General features: G+C 33.0%; 26 protein-coding genes. 3 read left to right on the top strand and 23 right to left on the bottom strand.

Annotated elements, in window-relative coordinates; all coding sequences use genetic code 11:
* Window positions 1-215 precede the first annotated feature (215 nt).
* From C1X07_RS23730 to C1X07_RS23635, 20 genes are all read right to left on the bottom strand, one after another.
* Entirely contained in the window at window positions 216-827 is a 612-nt protein-coding gene (locus tag C1X07_RS23730; protein WP_103072543.1) for a class I SAM-dependent methyltransferase, read from the bottom strand.
* Window positions 828-929: 102 nt separating this feature from the next.
* Window positions 930-1,781 (bottom strand): AraC family transcriptional regulator, encoded by an 852-nt coding sequence (locus tag C1X07_RS23725; RefSeq protein ID WP_103072542.1) that lies wholly within the window; start codon window positions 1,779-1,781, stop codon window positions 930-932.
* Between the two features lie 98 nt (window positions 1,782-1,879).
* Window positions 1,880-2,353: a DUF4625 domain-containing protein gene (locus C1X07_RS23720; RefSeq protein WP_103072541.1), complete on the bottom strand. Its 474-nt coding sequence runs from the start codon at window positions 2,351-2,353 to the stop codon at window positions 1,880-1,882.
* Window positions 2,354-2,426: 73 nt separating this feature from the next.
* Window positions 2,427-3,248 (bottom strand): hypothetical protein, encoded by an 822-nt coding sequence (locus C1X07_RS23715; RefSeq protein WP_103072540.1) that lies wholly within the window; start codon window positions 3,246-3,248, stop codon window positions 2,427-2,429.
* A 16-nt stretch (window positions 3,249-3,264) separates the two neighbouring features.
* Window positions 3,265-5,625, bottom strand: coding sequence for a TonB-dependent receptor (locus tag C1X07_RS23710; RefSeq protein WP_103072539.1), 2,361 nt, complete (start codon window positions 5,623-5,625; stop codon window positions 3,265-3,267).
* 216 nt (window positions 5,626-5,841) lie between these two features.
* Window positions 5,842-6,201, bottom strand: coding sequence for a hypothetical protein (locus C1X07_RS23705; protein ID WP_103072538.1), 360 nt, complete (start codon window positions 6,199-6,201; stop codon window positions 5,842-5,844).
* A 197-nt stretch (window positions 6,202-6,398) separates the two neighbouring features.
* On the bottom strand, window positions 6,399-8,045 hold the full coding sequence (locus tag C1X07_RS23700; RefSeq protein WP_103072537.1) for a beta-N-acetylhexosaminidase: 1,647 nt from the start codon (window positions 8,043-8,045) through the stop codon (window positions 6,399-6,401).
* Between the two features lie 157 nt (window positions 8,046-8,202).
* On the bottom strand, window positions 8,203-8,586 hold the full coding sequence (locus tag C1X07_RS23695) for a VOC family protein (RefSeq protein WP_103072597.1): 384 nt from the start codon (window positions 8,584-8,586) through the stop codon (window positions 8,203-8,205).
* Window positions 8,587-8,748: 162 nt separating this feature from the next.
* Window positions 8,749-9,564, bottom strand: a complete 816-nt coding sequence (locus tag C1X07_RS23690) for an AraC family transcriptional regulator (protein ID WP_206604274.1) — start codon at window positions 9,562-9,564, stop codon at window positions 8,749-8,751.
* Window positions 9,565-9,826: 262 nt separating this feature from the next.
* Window positions 9,827-10,462, bottom strand: coding sequence for a peroxiredoxin-like family protein (locus C1X07_RS23685; protein WP_103072536.1), 636 nt, complete (start codon window positions 10,460-10,462; stop codon window positions 9,827-9,829).
* A gap of 125 nt (window positions 10,463-10,587) precedes the next feature.
* A complete protein-coding gene (locus C1X07_RS23680; RefSeq protein WP_103072535.1) occupies window positions 10,588-11,322 on the bottom strand; it encodes a helix-turn-helix domain-containing protein in 735 nt (244 codons plus the stop codon).
* Window positions 11,323-11,380: 58 nt separating this feature from the next.
* The gene (locus C1X07_RS23675) at window positions 11,381-12,337 is read right to left on the bottom strand and encodes an MBL fold metallo-hydrolase (RefSeq protein ID WP_103072534.1); all 957 of its coding nucleotides are present in this window, start codon (window positions 12,335-12,337) and stop codon (window positions 11,381-11,383) included.
* A 26-nt stretch (window positions 12,338-12,363) separates the two neighbouring features.
* Complete coding sequence (locus tag C1X07_RS23670; protein ID WP_103072533.1) at window positions 12,364-13,290, bottom strand: pyridoxal-phosphate dependent enzyme; 927 nt, start codon at window positions 13,288-13,290, stop codon at window positions 12,364-12,366.
* A 79-nt stretch (window positions 13,291-13,369) separates the two neighbouring features.
* The gene (locus C1X07_RS23665) at window positions 13,370-13,762 is read right to left on the bottom strand and encodes a hypothetical protein (protein ID WP_103072532.1); all 393 of its coding nucleotides are present in this window, start codon (window positions 13,760-13,762) and stop codon (window positions 13,370-13,372) included.
* Between the two features lie 94 nt (window positions 13,763-13,856).
* Window positions 13,857-14,243: a DUF4345 domain-containing protein gene (locus C1X07_RS23660; RefSeq protein WP_103072595.1), complete on the bottom strand. Its 387-nt coding sequence runs from the start codon at window positions 14,241-14,243 to the stop codon at window positions 13,857-13,859.
* A gap of 68 nt (window positions 14,244-14,311) precedes the next feature.
* Complete coding sequence (locus C1X07_RS23655) at window positions 14,312-14,605, bottom strand: hypothetical protein (RefSeq protein ID WP_128755387.1); 294 nt, start codon at window positions 14,603-14,605, stop codon at window positions 14,312-14,314.
* 39 nt (window positions 14,606-14,644) lie between these two features.
* Window positions 14,645-15,469 carry a class I SAM-dependent methyltransferase gene (locus C1X07_RS23650; protein WP_103072530.1) on the bottom strand — a complete coding sequence of 275 codons (825 nt, stop codon included), beginning with the start codon at window positions 15,467-15,469 and terminating at the stop codon, window positions 14,645-14,647.
* A 111-nt stretch (window positions 15,470-15,580) separates the two neighbouring features.
* Complete coding sequence (locus C1X07_RS23645) at window positions 15,581-16,051, bottom strand: DinB family protein (RefSeq protein WP_103072529.1); 471 nt, start codon at window positions 16,049-16,051, stop codon at window positions 15,581-15,583.
* A gap of 131 nt (window positions 16,052-16,182) precedes the next feature.
* Window positions 16,183-16,638 carry a hypothetical protein gene (locus tag C1X07_RS23640; protein WP_103072528.1) on the bottom strand — a complete coding sequence of 152 codons (456 nt, stop codon included), beginning with the start codon at window positions 16,636-16,638 and terminating at the stop codon, window positions 16,183-16,185.
* Between the two features lie 516 nt (window positions 16,639-17,154).
* Window positions 17,155-18,084, bottom strand: coding sequence for a polysaccharide deacetylase family protein (locus tag C1X07_RS23635; RefSeq protein ID WP_103072527.1), 930 nt, complete (start codon window positions 18,082-18,084; stop codon window positions 17,155-17,157).
* Window positions 18,085-18,172: 88 nt separating this feature from the next.
* Here C1X07_RS23635 and C1X07_RS25425 point away from each other — a divergent pair, with 88 nt between their 5' ends.
* Window positions 18,173-18,307 carry a hypothetical protein gene (locus C1X07_RS25425; RefSeq protein ID WP_262494928.1) on the top strand — a complete coding sequence of 45 codons (135 nt, stop codon included), beginning with the start codon at window positions 18,173-18,175 and terminating at the stop codon, window positions 18,305-18,307.
* A gap of 155 nt (window positions 18,308-18,462) precedes the next feature.
* On the opposite strand, the gene C1X07_RS23630 is transcribed toward C1X07_RS25425, so the two are convergent.
* From C1X07_RS23630 to C1X07_RS23620, 3 genes are all read right to left on the bottom strand, one after another.
* Entirely contained in the window at window positions 18,463-19,149 is a 687-nt protein-coding gene (locus C1X07_RS23630; protein ID WP_103072526.1) for a hypothetical protein, read from the bottom strand.
* 720 nt (window positions 19,150-19,869) lie between these two features.
* Window positions 19,870-20,556, bottom strand: a complete 687-nt coding sequence (aqpZ, locus tag C1X07_RS23625; RefSeq protein WP_103072525.1) for an aquaporin Z — start codon at window positions 20,554-20,556, stop codon at window positions 19,870-19,872.
* A gap of 139 nt (window positions 20,557-20,695) precedes the next feature.
* Window positions 20,696-22,177, bottom strand: a complete 1,482-nt coding sequence (locus tag C1X07_RS23620; protein ID WP_103072524.1) for a hypothetical protein — start codon at window positions 22,175-22,177, stop codon at window positions 20,696-20,698.
* Window positions 22,178-22,355: 178 nt separating this feature from the next.
* Here C1X07_RS23620 and yiaA point away from each other — a divergent pair, with 178 nt between their 5' ends.
* Window positions 22,356-22,832, top strand: a complete 477-nt coding sequence (gene yiaA, locus C1X07_RS23615) for an inner membrane protein YiaA (RefSeq protein ID WP_103072523.1) — start codon at window positions 22,356-22,358, stop codon at window positions 22,830-22,832.
* 127 nt (window positions 22,833-22,959) lie between these two features.
* Window positions 22,960-23,700: a sterol desaturase family protein gene (locus C1X07_RS23610; protein ID WP_206604273.1), complete on the top strand. Its 741-nt coding sequence runs from the start codon at window positions 22,960-22,962 to the stop codon at window positions 23,698-23,700.
* Window position 23,701: the final 1 nt, after the last annotated feature.

The raw sequence follows: 23,701 nt of genomic DNA, 5'->3' as shown, positions 1-23,701 counted from the left end.
TCCTCGCACTATTACTATTGACCATCGGCATATAGGGCAGTCGTCCCCGCAGAGGTAAAGTACGTCAGCGCATCAGGAAAAGACTTCAGCGGAGCGCTGAAACCTCAACCCTGCGCGCGGGTCAGTAATACTAACAGATTGATATAAAATGCTCTTGTTTACATAAGCAAGAAAAGGTGATTTTCTTATTGAGTGAACCCAAAGCATAAATGGCATTACTGTTTTCTTCCCACAAATCTAATTACAGCACCTTTTCCTATATGATATTTGCCTTCATTTAAGAGAATTTCTTCTTCCTCTAAATGTAGTACTTCATAATTTTTAAAATCTTCTGTTATTTCTTCTTTAGAATATAATTCGTTGATGTCTCTTGGTCCTCCGACTTTGGGATTGGCTTTTTTGTAAGGCAAATGACTTTTACTAAAAGCTTCGAAAATAATGATACCTCCAGGTTTAAGAAAAGTATCTAATTTCTTATGAAAGGAAGACTTGTGTTCAGCCAAAAAATGGGCATATATCATTCCGATAGCATCGAATGTTTCTTTTTCAAATTGTAATTCGTTCAAGTTTCCAACAATATAATCAAGAGTAACATTACTTTCTTTGGCAAGATGTAATGCTTTTGATTTGCCTTCTATACTGAGGTCAAAAGAGGTTACTTTCCAACCGGATTGCGCTGCAAAAACTCCATTACGCCCCTCACCATCGGCAGGCATTACTATAGATCCGGGGTTAAATTTAGGCAGCCATTCTTTAAAAAACACATTAGGATCTTTGCCATATGCAAAGCCTTGTTCTTTGTATCTGTCATCCCATTTTTGATTCATAGTTGTTGTTTATTTTACATTAATATATAATTCATTATTTAGCCATAAATGTAGTGCCAAACAATCTCAATAAGACAGGATAAAAACAGAATTAGACAGGACTTATTTAAAGTTCTGTCTAAAGACCTCTGGAGAGAACCCCGTTTGTCTTTTAAAAAACCTAATGAAATAGGAAACATCCTGATATCCCAGATGATATGCTATTTGTGTTACTTGATTTGAAGTAGCAAGAAGGTATCTTTTGGACTCTAGAATAATATAGCCATTGATAAGTTCTGAGCATGTTTTTCCTAAAGATGTTTTGGTAATTGCGTTAAGTTGATATGGCGAAAGATTCAACATATCTGCATAGTACGAAACCTGTTTATGACTAAAAATATGAGAATTTAGAAGTTCTAAAAAGTCTTCCAGGCGCTGCTGCGTATATGATACGCCATCGGATAAAGGATTTTCATGCTGTAGTCTATTAAGTTCGATAAAAAGAATGTTCAAATTAGATTTGATGACTTCTTCATACCCTTTATTTTTATCGGTATATTCCTGAAACATATATTGAAATACCGAATAAATCTTATTAAAACTATATTGATCAAATTGATAAAAGTTGGTGTTACTGGCTTTGCGCAAGTATTGATTTGATTCTTTATCTCGATAAAAATCAGTAGTAAAAGCCATTAAAAAACCTGCGCTACCTAGCTTAAGATTAAGCTGATGCACCTGACCTGGACGCATGAAGAAAATAGAATGATCATCAATGGTATATGGCGTAAAGTCTATCTGATGATCACCCTTTCCCTTTTTTAAAACCAATACATAAAAAAAACTATGCTTATGCAGTTTTTGAACCATATCTTTTCCTTCAAACAAATCTCGGAGGTTTCGTATGCTAAAGTTGTCCGCGAGCTTTAGTTTTTCTTGAGAAGCATTAATATTTCTTATGGGGATATTTTCCATTTTTAAGATGATTCCATATAAGAGTATAAATATACAAGAACCTTGTAAACAGATAAATCTTTATATCTGTTAGTTGGGTATTCTCCTCCGAATATACTTTATTCAATCTTAATATCTATTGATGTTCTGCTTTGCCATCCTGTGGCATCAATTACAGAAATCTGACAGTGATAATCTCCAGAATCGATATGGTCAGGGATAGCTATAGTTTGTTTAATTTCGAACTGTTGCGTATCTCCATTTATGGGATAGCTCTCCATAAAAATCATTGGGGTTTCTGGAGTCTTAATAGCTCCTAGTACACATTGCGATCCTTGATCGTCATGAGTATGGTGATCAAAATTATGATGTATATCTATAGCATACGAAGCAAGAGCTACATTATCTGATGTTTTTACCCTGATAGTATACTGACTTCCTTTTTTTAGTACCGTGCAGGATTTAGGAAACCCTTCATTGTAGTTTACGCTAATGGTTGGTTTTTCTGTATCTGTTTCATCATTATCACTAGAACAGCTTATAAAAGAACCCAAAAAAATGGTAATCGTTAGTATTGATGCTATTTTTTTCATTGGTATGTTTTTTATAGTTAGAATAAGAGACCATCTGAGAAATCATCTTTTTCAGATAGTCTCTTTTAGTGTTTTATTTTACTTCAAAAGGAATTGAAAGTTTCACAGCTTCACTTTCTCCACTTTCTTTTGCATAAATATTTAACCAGTATCCTCCAGCTGGAGAGCCTTTGATTAAATCAAAATTGTATTGTATGTTCGGGTTTTTGATTCCCTTATAAAGGTTCTCTGGTAGTATTACTTCGATATTGTCCCATTTACCGACTTCTACATTTTGACCCTCTCTCCATTCTTCAAACCATAATTGATATTTGATTTCTGTTACCGTATTATTCCCAGAAAGATATTCATATGAAGTAGGAAGCTTGTCCGTTCCTAATGCTACTACATTATTATCACCAATTTTCATGTTTTTAAATTTTTGAATAATGTGAAGCTCTTTGGTGATAGCACTTTTAGAACCGTCTTCATGCTCTACCGTGATTTTAAATTTATAAACCCCTTCTGCCGGAGTGATACTTGGGTCATATTTGTTTTCTTCGTCAAAATATACATGATAATGTATATGTGGATTCAGTTGCCCTTCATAACGTTCTACCGGAACCAGATGATCGGTTAACTCCCAGGCGGTTTCACCTTCTCTTACATTAGGAACATCAAAAGGTATAACATCAAAGAAAATCTTGGTAACCTTACTTGTACCAGCATAATCAAATTCTGTATGGATATCTACATTGGACTGCGGTAAGACTAATTGAGAATTACCTAGTTCTATACCTGTAAAACGCACTTGGTTTATGTTTTCATCAAAAATGATCGCATCGTCATCATTATCACATGAGATGATAAAGAGACTGAGGAAAAATAAAATAGCTACTTGAAATCTGTTTTTCATAATTGGGTTGTTTAAATTAAAACTTTTGGGTTATTGAAATTGAAATGTTTCTTCCCGGTTCGGGAACTTGTATTAGTCTATAAAAACTAGTATGATCGTATACCTTGTTGTCGAAAATGTTGTTTAGTTTACACTGTATTTTTAGTGGGTGTTTTTCTGATATAAGTGGTATTTGTGTCTGTGCTCCCAGATGCAATAAAGAATATCCATCTGTGGGTCTTTCTGGTGGTACTATATCGTTTTGTTTTGCTGTCATCCTGAGATCAGCAAATAGTTGGGTGTCCCTAAAAAAAGATTGTGATTTTATGTTATATTTTGCCGAAAAAATAGCTGACAGAGGTGGTGAAAATGGGATTGTGAAATTCTTTTTGCTACCACTTAGTTGTTTTGATTTTACATATTCTAAAGCACCAGAAACAGAAAAATTAGTATTTACTTTGTAAGTAATCATCAACTCGCTACCATACCTGAATACTTCACTTTGCGTGTACTTATACCTTTGAAGTGTTTCATAATACTCGGGAATCGGATTAAGGTAGATGTAGTTGTCAAAATAGTTGACAAAAGGGTTTATTAGGATATCAAGGTTTTTGGAACTAAAATTAATTTCTCCATCTATTTGATATGAATTTTCAGATTTGAGGTTAATACTTCCTTCTTCATACCTATACATATGGTAGTTTACTCCATCTGAAGCTAATTCGCTAGCCAAGGGGATTCTAAAACTCTTTCCTATATTTAATTTATAAGATGTCTTTTTTTGTAAATAACTAATACCTAGAGAAGCACTGTAGCTACCGAATTTTAGATTTTCATCACTAGCTCTTTGTAATCTTTGTTGCGTAACGACTCCATTACTATCGGTTACAGGAGAATCAAACCACTCATAATAGGGTTTTGTATTTACAATACCATAGTCATAACGTAGTCCTCCTTCTACATACAGATTTTTATGTATCTCATATTGATCATAGAGAAATAGACCGGCAGTAAATCTATTATATTCTGGGATCAAAAACCCCCAGCCGCCAATAGTGTTGTTTTGATATTCGAGATTAATACCAGTCTTAATTTTATGACCACTTATGGCGTAGGTTTGGTCCTGTACGTTTAAGCTATATGTGTTTTTTACAAACAAGCGTTCTTGTGAGGATTCAGGAGTAGGCATATATCCATGAGGTACGGCTTCAGAATGTTCTTCTCTATGGTTGTTTTGATATCCGGCATCGATAGTGAGGGTGTGATTTGGTAAAGTAATCTTAGAATTGTTGATTACTTTGAAGTGGTTTACCTTGTGATATGGTAAATCGATATCTCTATTGCTAGCATCATAATCTATTCGAGAGGTTCTTACCTCCAGACCATGGGCGTTGGCAAAAAAACCATTTTTAGCATATACATTACTAAAAGTAGTTTCTGTATGAAAATTATCAGATATATATCCTATCGATGAGCTAATATCATAGTTAAATCCAGCAGTATTACGCAAGTAATTCTTATGTAGGTCAAAAACATAGTTTTCGTAGTAAATCTTATCAGTTGGCACTCTATAGTCACCATAATTTTGATGTGAAAGTCGAGCTTTGTAGTACCAGTTGGTATATCGTTTTTTTATCCCAACAGAGGCTCCTATAAGGTCATTGTTACTTCGAGTAGTAAGGTGAGCTTCTCCTGTTAGTGTATTTTTTGCAGGTAATTTTCCGGGAGTGATGGCGATAACTCCGGCTATGGCATCAGAACCATAGAGTAATGAAGCAGCACCTTTAGTGATTTCGATCTGTTCTACATTGTATTGATCGATCTCTAAGCCATGATCGGTAGCCCATTGTTGTGCTTCATGCTTAATTCCATTTTCGACTACCACCACACGATTAAATCCAAGTCCTCTGATAACAGGTTTGGATTGCCCGGAGCCAATAGAAATAGCACTCACACCAGGTATTTTTTTAAGAGTTTGCATTAAGCTATTTTCTCTGTTTTCTTCGAGAAATTCTTTTTCTACTTGTAGCGTGGAGAGCGATTTTTTTTGGAGTAGCTTTTTATCGTTATCACCAGAGATAACAACTTCATCTAATAATGATTCCTTAGGCTCTAGATAAATAAAATCTGCAACGGATGTCGGAATTATTATTTCTGTTGTGTATGTTTGGTATCCTACATGTGTAATCGTTAACCTATGTTTTTGAGCCTTGATATTATCGAAGTAAAAATCTCCTTCCGAATTTGTAACTGCTTGTTGATTGCCTATTGTTACATGTGCTTCAGATACGGGTAAACTCGAGTATTTATCGATTACCTTTATCTTAATATTATACGTTTCCTGACAGAACAGTACAGAACATAACAATAGGAAGGGTATGGTGATATTCCTATACATTATAAAAACTTAAAAGAAAATGGATGTCAATTGCAAATAGGTAATACACCTGTGTAGCAACTGATACGTTTGATTTTTAGAAAATTATTAATCACGATATATGATTAATCAATAGAATAAGACAAGTTGTTTATATATACTATGATACTACTATAGAGTGTTGACTAACATAATATATAATAAGGATAAAGTAATTATAACGACTGACTTAAACTATCAACATGATGCAGGCGGTCCCCGCAAAGAGCTATTTTCTAGTAAATACGTAGAAAATAGAGGAGAGGTATATACTTCAAGTCTATAGGCAAGGTTGGTAGCTTCTTTTATTTCAAAATTAAAAGGGTTGGCTACCGATAATTTGATAGTTTGATGTTGTTCACAAAGAAGACAATCACAGATGTCGTCAAAAAAAACGTTGTTTTTTGATACGGTATCATCATCAATACCTATATCTGATAGTAATCTCTTCTGGTGGTGATTATGAGTGTCAGAAAAGTTATGAAGCGTATGACTAAGCTGGGTGGTTACAAAAAGTAACGCAAAAAATAGTGCTATATGTCTTTTATACTGTTTCAACTCTATATTCTCAGAAAGGCTTTATAAACTAACTACAACTCTAAAGATTTAGAGAGTAGGTTTAGCGCGAAAGTAGCTAATAAAAATAGGGGTAGACTTTTAACTTTCGTTAATTTTTTTGTAAAATTTTGTTTACATAAAATACCAGGTTTAGATGCCTGAATAGAAGAAGAAGAATTTTCTTCAGAATCAATGTTTTATGGGGTTTGGTTTGTTTCTACACTATGCTTTGCATAATTGTATCCTAGTTTATCATACCTTTTTGTAATACACTGTAAACGTTTATAGAAATCTTTCCAGTCTCTAGTTTCTTTAGATGACCATACTACTTCTGATAGTGCTGTCATTCTGGGTAATACGTTATATTCTACCAAATCCCAGGTTGGCATATATTCTGTCCATACATTTCCTTGGGCACCTAGTATGTATTTACTCTCTTTTATTGATAATATAGATGGAGTTGGTTCATAAGAATATACTTTTTCTACAGTGGTATGCCTTTTACTTCCAGTAATAGGTTCATTTTTTTGTTTTTCTTCTTCTACCTGGTAATAATCAAAGTAGCAATGAGTTCCTGGTGTCATGATCACAGAGTGGTGTTGTTTGGCAGCAGCGATACCTCCTTTGACACCACGCCAGGACATTACTGTAGCATTTGGAGCTAGCCCTCCTTCGAGGATTTCATCCCAGCCGATAATATTTCGACCGTTAGCGTTTAGAAATTTTTCAATGCGCCTAATAAAATAGCTCTGTAACCCATGCTCATCTTTGAGTTTCTCTCTTTTTATAAGCTCTTGTGCATAGGCACTTTCTTCCCATTCTTTTTTTAACACTTCGTCACCGCCAATATGAATATACTTGCTTGGGAAAAGTTCCATTACTTCGGTAAGTATATCTTCTAAGAATGCAAATGTTTCTTCTGTTGGGGCATATATTTCATTAAAAATACCCCACCTTTTTGCCACTTCGTACGGACCTTCTGTATTACCAAATTGAGGATAAGCAGCTAATGCAGCCAATGAATGTCCCGGAAGCTCTATCTCTGGTATTACAGTAATATGCCTTTGCTTTGCATAGGTAACTACCTCTTTTATTTCTTCCTGAGTATAAAAACCTCCATAAGGAATGTTATCGTAAGTATATGGAGCATTTCTGGTACCGGCTAGACCAATAGCGGTTCCTTTTCTAAAGCCTCCTACTTCGGTTAATTTGGGATATTTTTTAATTTCTATTCTCCACCCTTGATCTTCAGTTAAATGCCAATGGAATGTATTCATTTTATGCATAGCAATCATATCGAGATACTTCTTGATAGACGACATTGGGAAAAAATGACGTCCTACATCCAGATGCATTCCTCTGTAAGCATATCGAGGGCTATCTACAATTTTTACCGCTGGAATTGTGAGCTCTTCTTTAGTATTAATTCCTACGGGTAACAGTTGTAGTAAAGATTGAATACCATAAAAAACACCAGTACTCGTTTTTCCTGAAATAAGGATGTTATCATGTTTTATGGATAAAGTATAGCCTTCTGGATGTTCAATAGCAGGGTCTATAGAGAGTATAATATTTGCTTTGGTAGGGTGGTCTGAAGAGGCTATAACAAGATCAAGGCTTAAAGTTGTGTTTAACATCTTAGAGAGATATTGAGCTTCTTTGGCTAAGCTACTTTCTCCTATTATTTTGGTATTAGAGCTTAGCAAAAAACGACCTTGAGCTATTGTCAGTTTTTTTGGTTTTGGAATTATAGGATAATCCTCTATTGAGTTAATTGCTGTCTCGTATTTATTGGAACAAGAGATGAGAAGTATGCATGTGATAACAAAAGCTATGTTTTTCATTGGCTCTTTTTAATAGTTATAAATACCTTAAGAAATCTTAAACGTTTTGAGATTGCTTAATTAACTGTTGTAGTTTATAAATAACTAAGGTACATATAACTATTCAAAAAACGGGTTAAGGTCTTTTTTGAGTTTTATTTTTTTTAATTTAGGGTTGTTAGTCATTTTCAGGTTTAGTATAGGTTACAATATCTATTCCTATACCATTAGGGTCAACAATGGCAAAATGTCGATCTCCCCATGCTTCATTTTGTATGTCAATTTCTATGGGCACTTTTTTGTTTTTTAATTTAGTATAGATTGTGTCAACATTTTCGACCTCGATAGTCAGGTATACCCCTTGGTTGCTAAAGGGTTTTTGGAAAATTGGCTTTTGAGTTGGGTGATTTGGAAGTAAGAAACTAATTTGTGCCTGTTGATTAGGGGTTTGCATTAGCAGGTAGAATTCATTTTCAAAAACAACAGTAAAGTCCAATACGTTGGTGTAAAATTCTTTGGTTTCATTTAATTTTTCAGTGATAATTCCGGCATTGAGTTTCATAGTTTTTAGATTTTGAAAGTTAGTACTACTGTTTTGCGAAAACGCTTGTGTTACCAGAAAAAGGGTAACAGTGACAAGTGATAATCTCATGATTTTTTGATTTATGATATGATTCAAAATTATCACAGTATGGGAAGTTGAGATAGTAAAAAACGGACATAATTATCTTGTAAACGCTTTTGAAGGGGTTACGCCATAAAAGTTTTTAAAATCTTTGATAAAATGAGATTGGTCGTAATAACCGATATCATAAAATAACTTGTTTTGTTGTAGGCTCTGCGTTGTTGGTTTCGCTTTTAAAATGTTCTGAAACTGAACAACCTTGCTGAATGTTTTAGGGGTGTCTCCTATATAGAATTTAAACAAGCGTTGTAATTGTCTGGGACTAACTCCAACATCGATATCATTTACAACATGTAAAACTCCTTGGTTTTTTAGGATAATATGTACAGCATTATATAACCTATTGTCATTATTGAAATCAACTTTAGTAATCAATTGAGTAAAATACTGATCAAATATATTTTTGATCTCATTTGTTGTTAATTCATGATGAAAATGATCTTTGATGAATTGTGATGTTTTGGGAACAAAATCATCTAGGTTTTGAAACATGTTGCTTAGATCTGAGGCATCGATGTTAAAAATCTGAGTAAACATCGTTGGCAAAAACCTAACACCTACATAATTAAACTCGTTGTTAAGTAGGAATTCGGTATATTTTTTACAAAAACCTGCTACAAAGCTTTCTTGAGGCGTATTGATTTCGAATAGAATATCGATGCATCCATCAGATACTACTTTGTAATTAAATTGGCTGGATAGCTTTTCTGTTGTTTTTAACTGCCAATAGCAATAAATGTATTCTTGTAAAAAAGTATTAGGTATAAATTCTTGATAGGTTACCTTTTTATCAGCTCGTTTTATTGTCGGCTGTATGGGTTGGTACAGTGCTCTTATTTGTTTATTAATTTTCAATTTTGACGCTATCTTTTTCTAATATTTCTATTAACTCCTTGAACTTGTTAGCAGGTTGTTCACAATTATTAGTATAGTAAGAAGGGATAGTTCTTGATAGTTTTGATAAAGTACTGATTGACTCATGTTTTTCAAATAGTTTGATAGAGATGAATTGTATACAAATAACAAAGATTGTTGTATCCCGATTTCGGCTTAAACAAATATAGCAGAAAAGGACTAAATTCTTTTCTGCTATATTATCTTATTGAGGCATTATTTATTATATCAATTCGAGTATTTTTTTTGGGTCAGCTCGTTCTGTATAATCTTCTGGTACAAAGGCATATGTAATCATACCGTTTTTGTTAATCACAAAGGTAGCAGGCATAGGAAGCTCATAGTCACTATTGCCATTGTGTTTTGGCACATCGATATTAAATGAATGATATACTTCTCTTAAGTTTTTTGGTATTTTGAATACCAATCCAATTTTTTTGGAGATACTATTATCAACATCACTTAGTACATCAAATTGTAGGTTGTTTTTTTCTGAAGTATTTAGAGAGTGATCAGGAGTTTCTGGAGAGATTGCCAGTAAGGAAGCTCCTGATTTTTTTATCTGGGGCAGTATCTCTTGTAACGCTCTTAGCTCCATATTGCAATAGGGGCACCATCCTCCTCGGTAAAATGAAATGATAACGCTCCCTTTTTCCAATTTTTCTGATAAAGTGATTATACCTCCAACAGCATTTGGTAAAGTAAAGTCAATCATTTTATCTCCTTCTTTTAACGCTTTTTTAGATAAATGTTCTTTGATTAATTGTTGAGTGCTATTCATCATAATATTCCATTTTTCTGTAGGAATATTTTGTGCAGAAGCATTTTTTTTTGCTCGTAATTCTTCTATTAAATCCATATTTCGGTCTTTGCATTGTTTGTTGCGGCAAATATGGAGAGGTTGACAGTTTTTAAAAATGTAATAAAAGATGAAAAGATGTAAATTTTTCCCTTTTGATAACCTATTTATGTACTGTTTTTGAGTTAATATTCCTTTCGATATTGTGTTGGAGTGATACCAACATTTTTTTTAAAATATTTAATGAAGTAGTACGGCTCTTGAAACCCAAGTTGATATGCAATCATTTTGCTAGAGTTGTTGGTAGTGGTGAGTAATTCTTTTGCTTTGTCAATTACTTGCTCTGTGATAATATTGCAAGGCGTTTTGTCGGTATTATGTCTTACTTCTTTAATTAGTTTTTTTAATGGAATATCGAGCATTTTTGCATAAGTACCTGCACAATAATTATTCTCGATGTTGTCTTGTATCAAATCAACAAATTGATTAAAAAGGGGAGAGGTATTTGTGTTTTCAATCTCATTTGTAGATTTTAATTTTAGTAAAATAAGGTTGAGGTAATTAGAGGTGAGCTCGGGAGCGGATTGGCTATCTTTATGTAAGGTTTCAATTAATGTTTTTACAGTACTGGGATCATTTATTTTGAATATTTTGAAGTATTCTGGTATCTGAGAAAGATGATTGTACACTTCAGGGTTTTTATTCAAGAACTCTTTAGAAAGTGAAATGATAAAGCCATTTAGATATGGAGATGAACTCGTGATCCTAAATTTTTGATCATAATAGAAATATGATTTTTTGTCTACTTGATATTCAGAAGTATTGGTTTGGATAGAAATATTCCCTGCCAATAAGAATAGGATATTTACCTCAAGTAATGGAACCTCTGTGTTGTTGTTAAGCTTATTTACTATTAGCATGATTCTCTTTTAAGTTTTTTAAGTCGTATTTTTTACTTTTTAATGACAGAAGTTTTTCTTAAACATTAGAAGAGTTTAGTGCCAGATTAAATTCAGTAATTAATTCTTCGATCTCATTTTCGTTATATTTTCTAGAGAAATGCACAGGAATGGCTTCTTTTACACTTGAATCTTTCATTACTTTTGCAGACATTGATGCATAGCTATGATAATGTATAACTGCCAGCTCTTTGTCTTCGTCTTTATAAAAACTTTCTATAAAAACTTTCCTAGTATTAGAGAAATGCTCTTTGATTTTCAAATGGTTCTCTGTATTAGCAGAGTGATCTAGAATAATACCTAGCGTATCTCCTTTTTGTATGTGTAATAAATGAAACAGTTCTTGGGCAGGGTATTCTTTATTTTCTATAGTTATGATTTGATTGTCTAGATTATTTTCAAAAGCATCTTTAAGTTCTTTAACCCATTTGCCACCAGAGAATCCGCTTGAGGCAATATCGATTTTTGTAGTACTATTTTCTTTAAACTTGTAAGCTAGTGTTGGGGTTTTGTGATCAAGAAGGGTAGAAGTGACTACAAAAGATTTTTCTTCAAATATTGTATTGCCACTAAGTGTACAAATTTCTTTTAATTCCCAAACAGGAGGTTCTATTTCATAGACAACAATTTTATCATCAGATAAAACTTCTCTTATTTCGTAGGTGATAGCATCTTTGTCTACGAGATTCCATGTATATCCTTTTATTTTGGATTGTACCTGATTGGCAATACCTTTTGGACCGCATATAGTGACTCTTCTTTGGATTCCTACCTGATGCCTTATCACGGTATCAAAGTTTATAAAATGATCAATATGTGTATGACTTATAAATATGGCATTGGTATTTTGGATTTCTTTTATGGTTAGATTACTAGCATCTCCACATTCACAAATATAACTCCAAGGGTGATTATCAAGTTTTACTAAGATGGATATATCTTCTCCTGTTTTACTTTTTATTTCTGATGTGAACATAGTTTTAAGTATGATTTATATGTGTATTAGTTGTTTGGAGCTTGATGGGTTATGTTTTTGATAGGTATATTTACACCACCACAAACAATTACTAGAGCTGTTTCGTCTTCTTTGATCATTTGGGGATAAAAGTAAGGAACAGAAATTGCTGCTCCGCAGGCTGGTTCTACCCAAACGTTATATTCGTCTAAAAAATCAAGAGAAGCTCTTATGGCTTCGTTGTCACTCATCATAAAAGGGGTTACATTAAGATCATAAGCTAGTTGTAATGATTTTTCTGCTACTTTTTTTGCTCCCAGACTAGTAGCAATAGTCTTTATTTCATCTAATTCTACAATTTCTTTAGCCTGGTAGCTCTTGTAAAATGATGCCGCGCCAATTGTTTCTGTTGTTATGACTGTAGTTTCGTGCCACCCATTTCTTTTGATTCCTTGGAGTACGCCACATAGTAGTCCACCACCACCTACAGAAACAATAATTTTATCTGGTTGTGGTATCTGTTTTGCACATTCATCGATTAGAGTAGAGTGACCTTTCCAGAGTAGAGGATCATCAAAGGGGGAAACGTAGACGGCACCTCTTTCTTCAGAAATTTTTAATGCATATTGATGAGCTTCATCCCATACATCGCCATAGACTTCGACCTGAGTTCCTAGGTTTGTCATCTTATTGATCATAAACTGAGAAGTTGTTTTAGGAACAATTACCGTAATATCTACTCCCATTTTTTGTCCAATATACCCTAGTGAATACCCAGCATTACCTCCAGAAGACGCTATAAAGTCTCTTTTTCCATTATTGATATGAAAGCGACATAATTCTTCCATACCTCTAATCTTAAAAGAGCCTGTGGGTTGATAACATTCCATTTTATAAAAAACACTTTTGTTATGCTCTTTGTTTAATTTGTGAGATTTATACACTGGTGTTTCTATGTAGAATTTGTTGTTCATATCGATATAAGTGTATTATTTCATTATACTACCAAAGATAAATATAGCTAGGGATACTATTTTTTCAAATATTGATTTTTTACAAATAGATTCTCACTTCGAGTTTTTGAGTGATTGCCTTTTGAAGAACATTTTGAATAGCATCCAGATATTTATAAAATTCATAGACGTTTGTGTCATCACCTTTCCAATGTTTTAAAAACCTATTATTGTCAACCCCATCGATAAATTCTTCCATGTTTGCTAACTTTCTAATTCTTATGAGTTCTTCATTTAATTGGAAAAGGGATCCATCTTTAAAGATTTGAAGTTCAGTCTTCCACTTTGTTGCATGTAATTCTAGATTGTCGATTATTGGAAATTCTTTTCTAGTGTTTTTTGGTAAAAATCTGGTGCAATACATGAGTAGGTGAGGTGTTACTTCATCGATTACGTTACCCTTTTTATCCAAAGATTTCATCCATCTCCCCATTTTTTCTTTTTTTGATAATGTATTATTTGTAATAAGTATATGTAACGAGGAGAGGAAATGTTACTAAAAAGTCAATGAAACTTTATACACATAATTAGGAGTAGGATACTTTTTTTAGGTTATATATCCCCCATATCATACCGATTAATTCTAGTATTAAGGCAAAAGTGAATTGAATTGAAACGCCATCTAGAATTGTACTTAATAATCTTCCAAACACTAACCCTCCCATAAAGATAACGTTACTAATGGTTGCGTTTTTCCAATATTCAGATTTTCTAATTCCAATGATCCAGTATATGGCAAATCCTATGTAAAGTCCCATTACAGCTCTAAAAATATTTTTTAACTCTAAATTATCGACTGTAAAATCAAAAAACAAAGGCAAGATCCTATTTGGATTGAAGCCGTAGATTAGAGCTACTCCAAAAACAATAGTTGCAGATACCCCTAAATGTAAATTTTTAATGGTTTTGTTCACTTTAAGTGCTTTTATAGATATCATTACAAATATACAGAACGGTTAGTACAATGAGATTATGATTTTAATCATGAAAACAATTTCCAGACGTCTAATATCAATAGTAAAATTGATAAAATAGCCATGCCCAAGGTAAGGAGGACTATTTTTAGCTTTTCTTTTTTGAAAATAGAAATTATAGAGAGAAGTACCCCTACGATTCCTATACTTGCGTATTTATAATACATTAGATGGGTAATGCCATAGAGCGCCCTTGTTTTAGCACTGATGCCTTGGTATCCAACAAATAACTCATATTGAGCCCATATAGCCACGATAATTGCAATTAAACTAATCAAAAATGATATCCTTGAAACTAACATTTATATAGGTTTTATAACTGATTATAAGTTTGATATTCTTTATTTCTTATATACACCGCTTTCCAGTGCTAACACTCCATTTTTGAAATGAGTAACGAGATTCATCAGTTTAGGTTTTGTTGTTTCTCCCATGAGGACATTTAATCCTATTTTTGGTGGTCCAAACTCTTGAAATCTTTTGACCAAAGCATCAAAGAAATCAATTCCTGGCTGAGTTTGATTTACCGATTGTATTTTTGAGAATCCCATATCAATTAAAATAGTATCCATCTCTTCAGTCTTAAAAAGAAAACTAAGGTTAGCATGACTTGCCCAAGGCATTGGATATTGGACTTCTTGCTCTCCTTTTTTAAAGATATCATAGTAAAGGAAGTGTCCTTCCGGTTTTAGTACTCTATTTATTTCTGAATAAAGCCTTTTTTTATCAGGAATATTCATTTGAACATGTTGCGTCCAAACCACATCAAAGGCCTGATCTTCAAACGGGAGATTGGTAGCATCTCCTTGTATAAAAGTAGTTTTGTTATCTAGTTTGACTAATTTGGATAATCCATTGGCAGTTCTGATAAACTCATTACTTAGGTCAATCCCTGTGGCATGACAGTCATATTCGTCGGCGAGCATTCTACAAGGTCCTCCCAGACCACAGCCTACATCCAAAAGATGAGCCCCTTTTAAATCAATAGTGCTTGCTAGCTCTTTTGATACGGCAGCTCCTCTGACATGAAATTCATCAACTCCAGAAATATCTTCCCTTGTTACATTATTTAGATCAATCTCTTGTTCTTTGAGACGGTTAATAATATCTTCAAAAAGAGCTTCTTTTAGGTAATGATTTTCGATGTTTTTATTTAAGTTTCCCATAGTGCAGGATATATCAAGTTACTAGTGTTACCCACAATATCATATACCAATGCCAATTTGTAGATCCTTAAAAATAAGACTTTATAAAGTGAAATTCCATTTTTTGATCATTTATAACTCGGATATCATTTTTTTTATGAGCGAAACCTGACCTAGATGATAGTAACTATGTTCTATCATTCCTTCAATATTTCTTCGGTATGATCCATATGCTTCTTTTACAAATACTTCTTCTAATTTATTTTCGGGCATAAGTTCGATATGACTTACAAATTTTTCGGCATTTATCAAGAATGTGCTGAGTAATTTTTCCCATTCTTCTTTTGATTGAATGGGAGGCAGATCAAAACTGTATTTGTCTTTTATATCTAGTGTTCCTCCTTCAAACACATTCAGAACTCCTGCGACATAGTAATTGATATGATACGTTAGTGCAGCAATAGTATTCAAAGCCCCGATTTTTTTTGTGGCTTGTTGCCAGGTGACTTTTGATAATGCGTCTTTGTAGTTTGTATTTGCTATCCAGGTACCGTTTAGAAAGACTTCTTTTACTCTTATCGCAATTTGGTTTGAGTTTTCCATATAATATTATGTGATTTGAGTTTCTTGATCTACAAAGTAGTTATTTTTTTAAATAAAATCTACAATATATAATATAGTACTTCTAGGTTTTAGAACAATCAAAACCTAGAAGTTAATTATAAATTAGGAGTCTATTCTTCTGAAACCAATTTTATTTGAGGTGTCGTTTTAAGAAACGTAGCTTTTTCTTTTGGAATTTGAGTTTTGATATCCTTGAAATCCCCTATTAATCTTGATAGTTCAACAAATTTTACAGAAGTATTGTCTTTAAGAAATACTATTGTATGTATTCCGTCATTTGATAAATTTAAGTTTTCCTGGATATTGGATAAATTTAATTCAGCGTTATCCATCCCCGAATAAGGACCAAAAATAACGATACTGTCCCACTCGAAATCGGTATGTTTTTGTAAGTCAACAGTTTCGCTTTTTGATTTAAATGCTGCTTCTATTTTTTTTGCCAGAACACTATCAGGTTTTAATTGATCAGACTCTTTTTGACAACTGATAAAAGTTAATAATAGAGTTGCAATTAGAATGTTTAGTTTTTTTAAACGAATTTTTGGTAAGGTGATGTTTTGGTGCATTTTTAGTATAGGTTTATTAATTTTTTGTTTAATGTATTTTCTTAATTACCAAAATAAGTATTTCTTAAAAGTAAGATTATATAGTGTATGATTTTTTTACAATATTTATATAAAAGTATTTTTTTGATACTTCTTTTAAAAATTTTTTTGGACAAAAAATAGGGGTTACCCCCCGTCTAACACCCCCCTATAGGGGGTCAAGAACCACTTTGATCTGGTTATGAACCATCTCGAAGCGGTTGATAAGTCTCTCTAGGTGGTTCATGACCATTTATAAGGGGTAATATATCTCCTTTGATCTGGTTTTTAACCGCTTATAATTGGTTAATAACCCATCAAAAGCGGTGTAAAACCACTTATCACCCTCTAGATACCGGGCTAAAAGGGCTAAAAGACCTATTCAAAATGCTCTATAACCTATTAGAGCTATCTCAAGAGGAGGTTGGTCTTATATAGTATGGGTAGTTTTTGCTAAAATTATAATTAAAGAGGTTTAATAAAATGACGAGAGGTCTTTTACTGGTTTATATTATTGTATAGAGCTTCTAACTGCTGGGTAGAGGGTTCACTTTTCATTAGTTTGCTTCTTACCCTTTTATCGTCTAGATATCTGTACATCCATGAGACTCCCCATTTATGGTAATATCTGTCTTCCTGATCGTATACCTTATCTGATAGTGCTTCATCGAGAGTAATAAACTCATAATTTTTTTTCTTAAGAGCATGTAGTAAAACATCCAGATAATCTGCATTAATTCGATTATCATGGCATAGATAGATATGATGTATAGGTCGGCGATATAGGTCGTGGCTGGCTTTTTCGAAAAAATCAAAATATGCTATGGTCTTATTAACATATTGACGACCTATTTCTCGAGCTTTCTCAATATCTCCTTTTTCCAAATAATGCAGGTATACACTATTGTACATCCAATCAGAGCTTTCTATAGTAAATGGTGTAATGGTATATCCGGTATTGGTTAAAAACTCCCTAACGGCATGGTGTTGTATAGAATCTTTGCCCATATCATTGTACGGAAATCTAAAATAGCGCAAAGGCTTTTTATAATGATTGGCGAGTTCTTTAGAAATATATGCTCCTTTGATGATCTCTGTTTTAAATGAATCGATACCAACGACAGAGTATCGGGAGTGATTAAATGAATGATTGCCTAAAGTGATATACTCTTTTTTGTACCATTCGGTTAATAGTTTAAAGTTTTTATCTGGCGATGCAGTTTTATACAGTAACCCTTCGTTTACAAAAATTGTAATAGGAACAGATAGGCTGTCTAGTTTTTTTAATAGTAATGAATTATAACCATCTTTCTCGTATTGTATAGTATTGGGAACATCATCTATGGTTATTGCTACTTTTTTTTGACAGAAGAGAGATTGAGATACGATTAAAAAGATGATAGATAAAGATGTTGCTATTTTATTCATGTCTTGTTTTTGTACCCATTATGTAAGAAGGGTAGTTGTATTTAAAGTTTAAATATATATGATGTAAGACAGAAAACACATGTCTTTTATGGTTAGAGATATGTTAATTTTTTTTCGGTTTGATGCGGTTGTTCAAGTTGAAGCAAAGGAAGATAGAGGAGAGGTGATTCAATTTATAACGCTTTTACCAGAAAAGAAGCCTTATGGCTATCAAAAGAGTTAGTCAAAATCAAAGTCATAGTCACTATCAGAATCTCCAGAGTCATGAAAACCAAAATGATCTTTGATAGAAATTAACAAGTTTACCGAAGTTAATTTTTTTATTGGAGCTACCTAGTTCATTGTTTATACACTAATTTCATTAATAGGCATTACATCCTATTGGATACGATCTATATTAGTATTAGTTTGTTCTTTTGAATAATAATTAACTCGTTTTTTGTTGCTAAATAATTTATTCTCTTTTTTACTTGAAGGAGAAAAAAGCTTATTATCTTTTATTCTCCAAACATCATTACTTTGATATATATAGTTATCCAGTACATCTGCCATAACTATTTCGAAGTAATTTTCATTGGTTTTTTCAGCCCATGTAGCAGCTTTGAGTCCAACATAGGATATTCTAAACTTTTTGACACGACTTATATTCTTGAAGCTTATAAACTGAGACTGTTTAGTAATCAAAGTATCGATGTGAACTAGATTATTTTTAATTTTTATATGAGGCATAGAAACGGGGATTCCAGATTCTGTTTTAATAGAAAACTTCGTTCCTTTTATGGAGTCAATATATTGCGCCTTAACAATTGATTCTGTAGGTTTCTGCTTATAACTATGTAATACTAATTTTTTACCTTTTATTTTCCAAGTACCTTGTGATTTTCTATTGTTAAGGTCTCCTACAATGGTATAGGTATAAGTTTGGTTTTGATTTAAGATCAATTTGTGTTCAAAATACCCACTATAATATTTCCATGTCCCAACCAAATCGGTAGTATTAGAAATTGATTGCGAAAAACAAGTTATAGTTGATAAAAGAAGTAGAAGAAATGATATTTGTTGCATACTGTAAAGGTTTATAAGAGTGTAATAAGAAGGGGTATGGTTTTTTGTTGGTTGCAAAGTTGTAAGATAACTTTTTTTTGTTAAATAACGGATAATTAGTGATTAATAAAGGGGGGTTGAGTAGAAAAGAGTATGAAGTCTGTCATTTATACAAATGACAGGATTTTATCAAAAATATAAGAAAAGAGGCTAACAGAACAACTGCAGCTCTGTATAGCCTCTCTTTTGTAAACATATAGCGTCATAAAACCAGAATAAGCATATGAGTGTGCTATATATTTAACTAGTCTGAAACACACCAATTTTACTTCCTTTGAATTTGTTTAAGTAATTTCTTTTTGCAGTACATCAATAAATGTACTTTCCATATTGTTTTTGGTTTTAAGGTTATATGTACTTAAGAGAAAAAGAAGGGGCTCTCTTAAGGATTACTAAGGTATCTAATAACCAGGTTAAGTTGGTTGAGGCGAAATCACAAATGATATATTGGTTTAGAGTTCATTGTCCAAAGGTTTTTGAGTAAGTAGATGATCTTTAAGTATATCTGCTGTAAGGTGAAAATAGAATGTATAGCTACATTACACTTATTGATATTGCGTATAATTAGTTGTTTTGGTTAATAGAGCTTTTTTTATAAGAAGATCCAAAGGAGAGACATAAATAAAAACCCCCTATTTGATAAATTAGGGGGTGTGTTTTATAGGTTTATTATATATTTTTTTATTCTTTTTCGGGAGAAATAGCTTTATATACTATTCCTGCCAAAACAGCCCCTACAATGGGTGCGATCCAAAATAGCCATAGCTGATCTATTGCCCAACCACCTGCAAATAAGGCCTGGCTAGTACTTCTTGCAGGATTTACAGAAGTGTTAGTAACTGGTATACTTATAAGATGAATAAGAGTAAGTCCTAATCCAATTGCTAATCCGGCAAGACCACAAGGAGCCTTAGAATGTGTAGCTCCCAAAATAATGATCAAAAACATAAAAGTCATAACAACTTCTGTGACCAAGGCAGCAACCATACTGTACCCTCCTGGAGAATGTTCTGCATAGCCGTTGGCGGCAAACCCTCCAACCTCAAAGCCTGGTTTGCCTGTTGCAATAAGATATAAAATACCTGCACCGGCAATACCTCCTAATACCTGAGCAATAATATAAGGTATTACTTCTTTTTTGTCAAAGCGACCACCAATCCATAGACCAATTGAGACGGCTGGATTAAGATGACAGCCTGAAATATGACCTATAGCATAAGCCATTGTTACTACGGTTAATCCAAAAGCAAGTGCTACCCCTGCAAAACCAATGCCTAATTCTGGGTAGGCTGCTGCTAATACGGCGCTTCCACACCCGCCTAATACTAACCATAAGGTTCCGATAAATTCTGAAATTAGTTTTTTCATGTTAGTGTTGATTCTTTAGTTGATGTTAATAATATATACTGTGGGTATGTGTTGTTACTAAGGTAGTTATATTTTTGATGAGATCAATGAGTGTAGGAATATTCCCCTTTGTAGAGAAGAGGGTTTTGGACTCACGGGGTTATTTTACAAGACGTAATGTAGCTTCGTAGAGTGTAGTGCCTTCGATCTTGGATTTTATCCAGGCATAAAAACTCATTTCAAAAATATCCTCCTCCTCTGGATTGAGTGTGGTTAGTGTATTTTGGATTTTATCTATAAACTCAGGTGTCGTTATTACTTCTGGTTTGTGATAGTATGTTGTTGCTAGTTTTAGGAACTCTATTACTCGTACTTCTTGATTTTTTTTGAGATATGTACCATGTTTTTTTCTAAAGCTATTCACTCTGGATTCTACTAGGTCAATATGATCTAATTCGATTCGTAATAAGATTTCTATCAGGTTTTTTTTGATCACCCAGGCAATTCCGGCCTTTTCAGTATACCAATGATCACTGTGATAAAAGTCATTAAGGATACCAAGAGCTTCTTTAAATCTAAGCTGCTGGAAATAGTAGACAATAAGGCTTAGTTTTAGATCCAGAAGATATGTGATCTGATCTTTATGTTTCTCATAATCAAAATTCTCTAACATCAAGATGGCAGAAGTTGCCTGATTGGTATAATTAAGATTAAGAGATTGCAACAAGCTATATTGCGGATAGAAGCGCTTCAAATACTTATTGTCATATTTTTTCATCTGCTCTAGCATCATTTCTAAGTAGTGTTGCGAGGTTTTGAAATCTTTGTTTCTAAAGTAAGAATTGGCAACATAGTACAAAATCTGGATATGATAAAACAGATGCTTATCCATAAGCCCTTCTTTGGCATCTATTTGCTTATAGGTTTCTTCTACAAACGGGAGTATAGTATGATACTCTCTGGTTACATGGGCTGTTTTGTTGGTGATTTCAAGAATTTTAAACAGAGATCTAAAAGTGAGATCCTGATCAAGAGATATCCCAAACTTTGATAAAGTATTTTTAATTACTGGTACTACATTTCTCTTTTGATGTAGTAGCTCGTGCTGTACACTGGCATAAAACAAATTTAGGTTTTCTTCTTGTTGTAAAGACTCTTTATTGCTTTTAAAATTTGCAAGGAGTATGTCTAACTCCAAAGTAGGGTTGAGGTGGGCATATTGAATGAGGGTATAGTACACTTCGTTTAGAATACTAAAAAGAGCGTATGTTTTAGCCTTTTGTTCTGCTTTTGTAATTGTTTTGAAAGCAATTTTATATTGTTTTTGCTCGAAGAAAATTCTACTTACCCTGAGTAGTTTTATGGTTTCCATTTCTTCAGAGGTCTCCTCTACAAAACTTTTGGAAGCAATATAATCAATCAGAGAATCATGTAGTCTTTTGCATAATGCATGATATGCTCCTTTAGATTTTTTTCCATAAATCTGAATATCAAGATCTTTGTCTGTTGCAGTGGTGTCAAGAAGTTTAAATAGTTGTACGTTTTTGGTATCGTTTCTTTTATTTTTTTGTCGTAGCTGAACGATAAAACTTCGTTTTTCTTCGTCTGTTAATGTATGGATAATAGAAGAAATAATATGCATTATATAGTAAGTATAGTTTTGATAAATATACTGTAAAAAGGGATATTTTCAAGTTATTGATTAAAATATATCGTAAGTTTTTTTAGAAAACTGAATTTTGTATCAGAAGAGATCATCGCACATTTGTAGTGTTCAAACAAACAATTGAATTTTTATTTAATCATCAAAATCAATTATTATGAATTACAAATTAAATGAAGAAGTATCTGAAGATACAATAATCGAAAACGTAGAAAAGAAAGAAAACAAAGTATATGATCAAAAACCAACTTCGGCTTTTATATCTGCATCTTGGTCAGCATTATTTATAGGAATGATTTCATACTGTACAGGACTATGGAATGCCGATATGTTACTTAATGAAAAAGGATACTATTTTACAATCCTTCTATTTGGATTGTTCTCTGCAGTATCGGTTCAAAAAAGTGTTAGAGATAAGTTAGAAGGGATTCCTGTTACTGATATCTATTATGGGATCAGTTGGTTTACTACACTAACCTCTATTTTATTACTGGTTATTGGTCTATGGAATGCCGATATGCAACTTAGTGAAAAAGGCTTCTACGGAATGTCATTTGCCTTGAGCTTGTTTGCAGCTATTGCCGTACAGAAAAATACCAGAGATAAAAAATACATCGAAAGCAAAGAGGCGTAATCAAAAGAAGGGACCTTAGGGTGGCTTAAGGTCTCTTGTTTTGATGATTGATAAGGGCAGCTGTAGAGTTGCAGCTGCCTCTTACATCATCATTCTATTCAATAGAAATAATTATAAATATTAGGAGATGAGTGCTAATCTGGTTCATGACATTGTCTATGAATATTCCTATACACAATTGTATGGGCTTACATTTATGTATTTTTTCTTACTCTATTTTGGAATGGCTCCATTATTTGATAAATCATGTATATGGTTGAAGAAAAAAAATATAATCCATAGGATTAATGCTCGAAAAGCCACCAAAAGACAAAAGAGGATGGAGAGAATACATTCTCTAAAATCAATCTTTGTATTTGGTTTTTCAGTAGTACCCGTGGTGTATTTGATAAGGAGCAAAACAATAATATTACTCCCGGATACATTTTTGAATATTGTATTAGGGGTTCTGTGCCTAACCTTATGGAATGAGATTCACTTTTTTGTGGTTCACCGATTTATGCATATTCCCTTTTTAATGAAAACAGTACATAAGGTGCATCATAAATCTATAGTCCCTACGGTATACTCTGTATATAGTTTTCATTGGTTTGAAGCTTTATTGTTAAGTACGGTACCACTTACAATACTTCCGCTTATACCTTTTTCGCCTATAGCCGTTTTTCTGTACCCTCTAACTAGTATACTGTTAAACTACTCCGGACATTGTAATTACAGATTCGGAAAAGGAAAAGGAGTAGAGTGGAAACTGTTTGGAACACGGCATAATACACATCATGGTGCATTCAAGAAAAACTATGGATTTGCCTCTAATATTCTAGACAAATTAAATGATAAAATAAGCCAACAAAGGCTATCAAAAAAATAAA

The organism is Aquimarina sediminis, from assembly GCF_002895435.1.
Taxonomy (GTDB): Bacteria; Bacteroidota; Bacteroidia; order Flavobacteriales; family Flavobacteriaceae; genus Aquimarina; species Aquimarina sediminis.
Note: the sequence above shows the minus strand (reverse complement) of the source record. Positions and strands in the feature narration are given on the sequence as shown.

Coding starts and splice junctions, on each gene's coding strand:
- C1X07_RS23665 (WP_103072532.1), bottom strand. CDS start 13,762: ATGGGGAGATGGATGAAATCTTTGGATAAAAAGGGTAACGTAATCGAT.
- C1X07_RS23725 (WP_103072542.1), bottom strand. CDS start 1,781: ATGGAAAATATCCCCATAAGAAATATTAATGCTTCTCAAGAAAAACTA.
- C1X07_RS23715 (WP_103072540.1), bottom strand. CDS start 3,248: ATGAAAAACAGATTTCAAGTAGCTATTTTATTTTTCCTCAGTCTCTTT.
- C1X07_RS23670 (WP_103072533.1), bottom strand. CDS start 13,290: ATGAACAACAAATTCTACATAGAAACACCAGTGTATAAATCTCACAAA.
- C1X07_RS23685 (WP_103072536.1), bottom strand. CDS start 10,462: ATGGATTTAATAGAAGAATTACGAGCAAAAAAAAATGCTTCTGCACAA.
- C1X07_RS23620 (WP_103072524.1), bottom strand. CDS start 22,177: ATGCATATTATTTCTTCTATTATCCATACATTAACAGACGAAGAAAAA.
- C1X07_RS23700 (WP_103072537.1), bottom strand. CDS start 8,045: ATGAAAAACATAGCTTTTGTTATCACATGCATACTTCTCATCTCTTGT.
- yiaA (WP_103072523.1), top strand. CDS start 22,356: ATGAATTACAAATTAAATGAAGAAGTATCTGAAGATACAATAATCGAA.
- aqpZ (WP_103072525.1), bottom strand. CDS start 20,556: ATGAAAAAACTAATTTCAGAATTTATCGGAACCTTATGGTTAGTATTA.
- C1X07_RS25425 (WP_262494928.1), top strand. CDS start 18,173: ATGGTTAGAGATATGTTAATTTTTTTTCGGTTTGATGCGGTTGTTCAA.
- C1X07_RS23675 (WP_103072534.1), bottom strand. CDS start 12,337: ATGTTCACATCAGAAATAAAAAGTAAAACAGGAGAAGATATATCCATC.
- C1X07_RS23720 (WP_103072541.1), bottom strand. CDS start 2,353: ATGAAAAAAATAGCATCAATACTAACGATTACCATTTTTTTGGGTTCT.
- C1X07_RS23640 (WP_103072528.1), bottom strand. CDS start 16,638: ATGCACCAAAACATCACCTTACCAAAAATTCGTTTAAAAAAACTAAAC.
- C1X07_RS23635 (WP_103072527.1), bottom strand. CDS start 18,084: ATGAATAAAATAGCAACATCTTTATCTATCATCTTTTTAATCGTATCT.
- C1X07_RS23645 (WP_103072529.1), bottom strand. CDS start 16,051: ATGGAAAACTCAAACCAAATTGCGATAAGAGTAAAAGAAGTCTTTCTA.
- C1X07_RS23655 (WP_128755387.1), bottom strand. CDS start 14,605: ATGTTAGTTTCAAGGATATCATTTTTGATTAGTTTAATTGCAATTATC.
- C1X07_RS23650 (WP_103072530.1), bottom strand. CDS start 15,469: ATGGGAAACTTAAATAAAAACATCGAAAATCATTACCTAAAAGAAGCT.
- C1X07_RS23630 (WP_103072526.1), bottom strand. CDS start 19,149: ATGCAACAAATATCATTTCTTCTACTTCTTTTATCAACTATAACTTGT.
- C1X07_RS23730 (WP_103072543.1), bottom strand. CDS start 827: ATGAATCAAAAATGGGATGACAGATACAAAGAACAAGGCTTTGCATAT.
- C1X07_RS23710 (WP_103072539.1), bottom strand. CDS start 5,625: ATGTATAGGAATATCACCATACCCTTCCTATTGTTATGTTCTGTACTG.
- C1X07_RS23695 (WP_103072597.1), bottom strand. CDS start 8,586: ATGAAACTCAATGCCGGAATTATCACTGAAAAATTAAATGAAACCAAA.
- C1X07_RS23680 (WP_103072535.1), bottom strand. CDS start 11,322: ATGCTAATAGTAAATAAGCTTAACAACAACACAGAGGTTCCATTACTT.
- C1X07_RS23610 (WP_206604273.1), top strand. CDS start 22,960: ATGAGTGCTAATCTGGTTCATGACATTGTCTATGAATATTCCTATACA.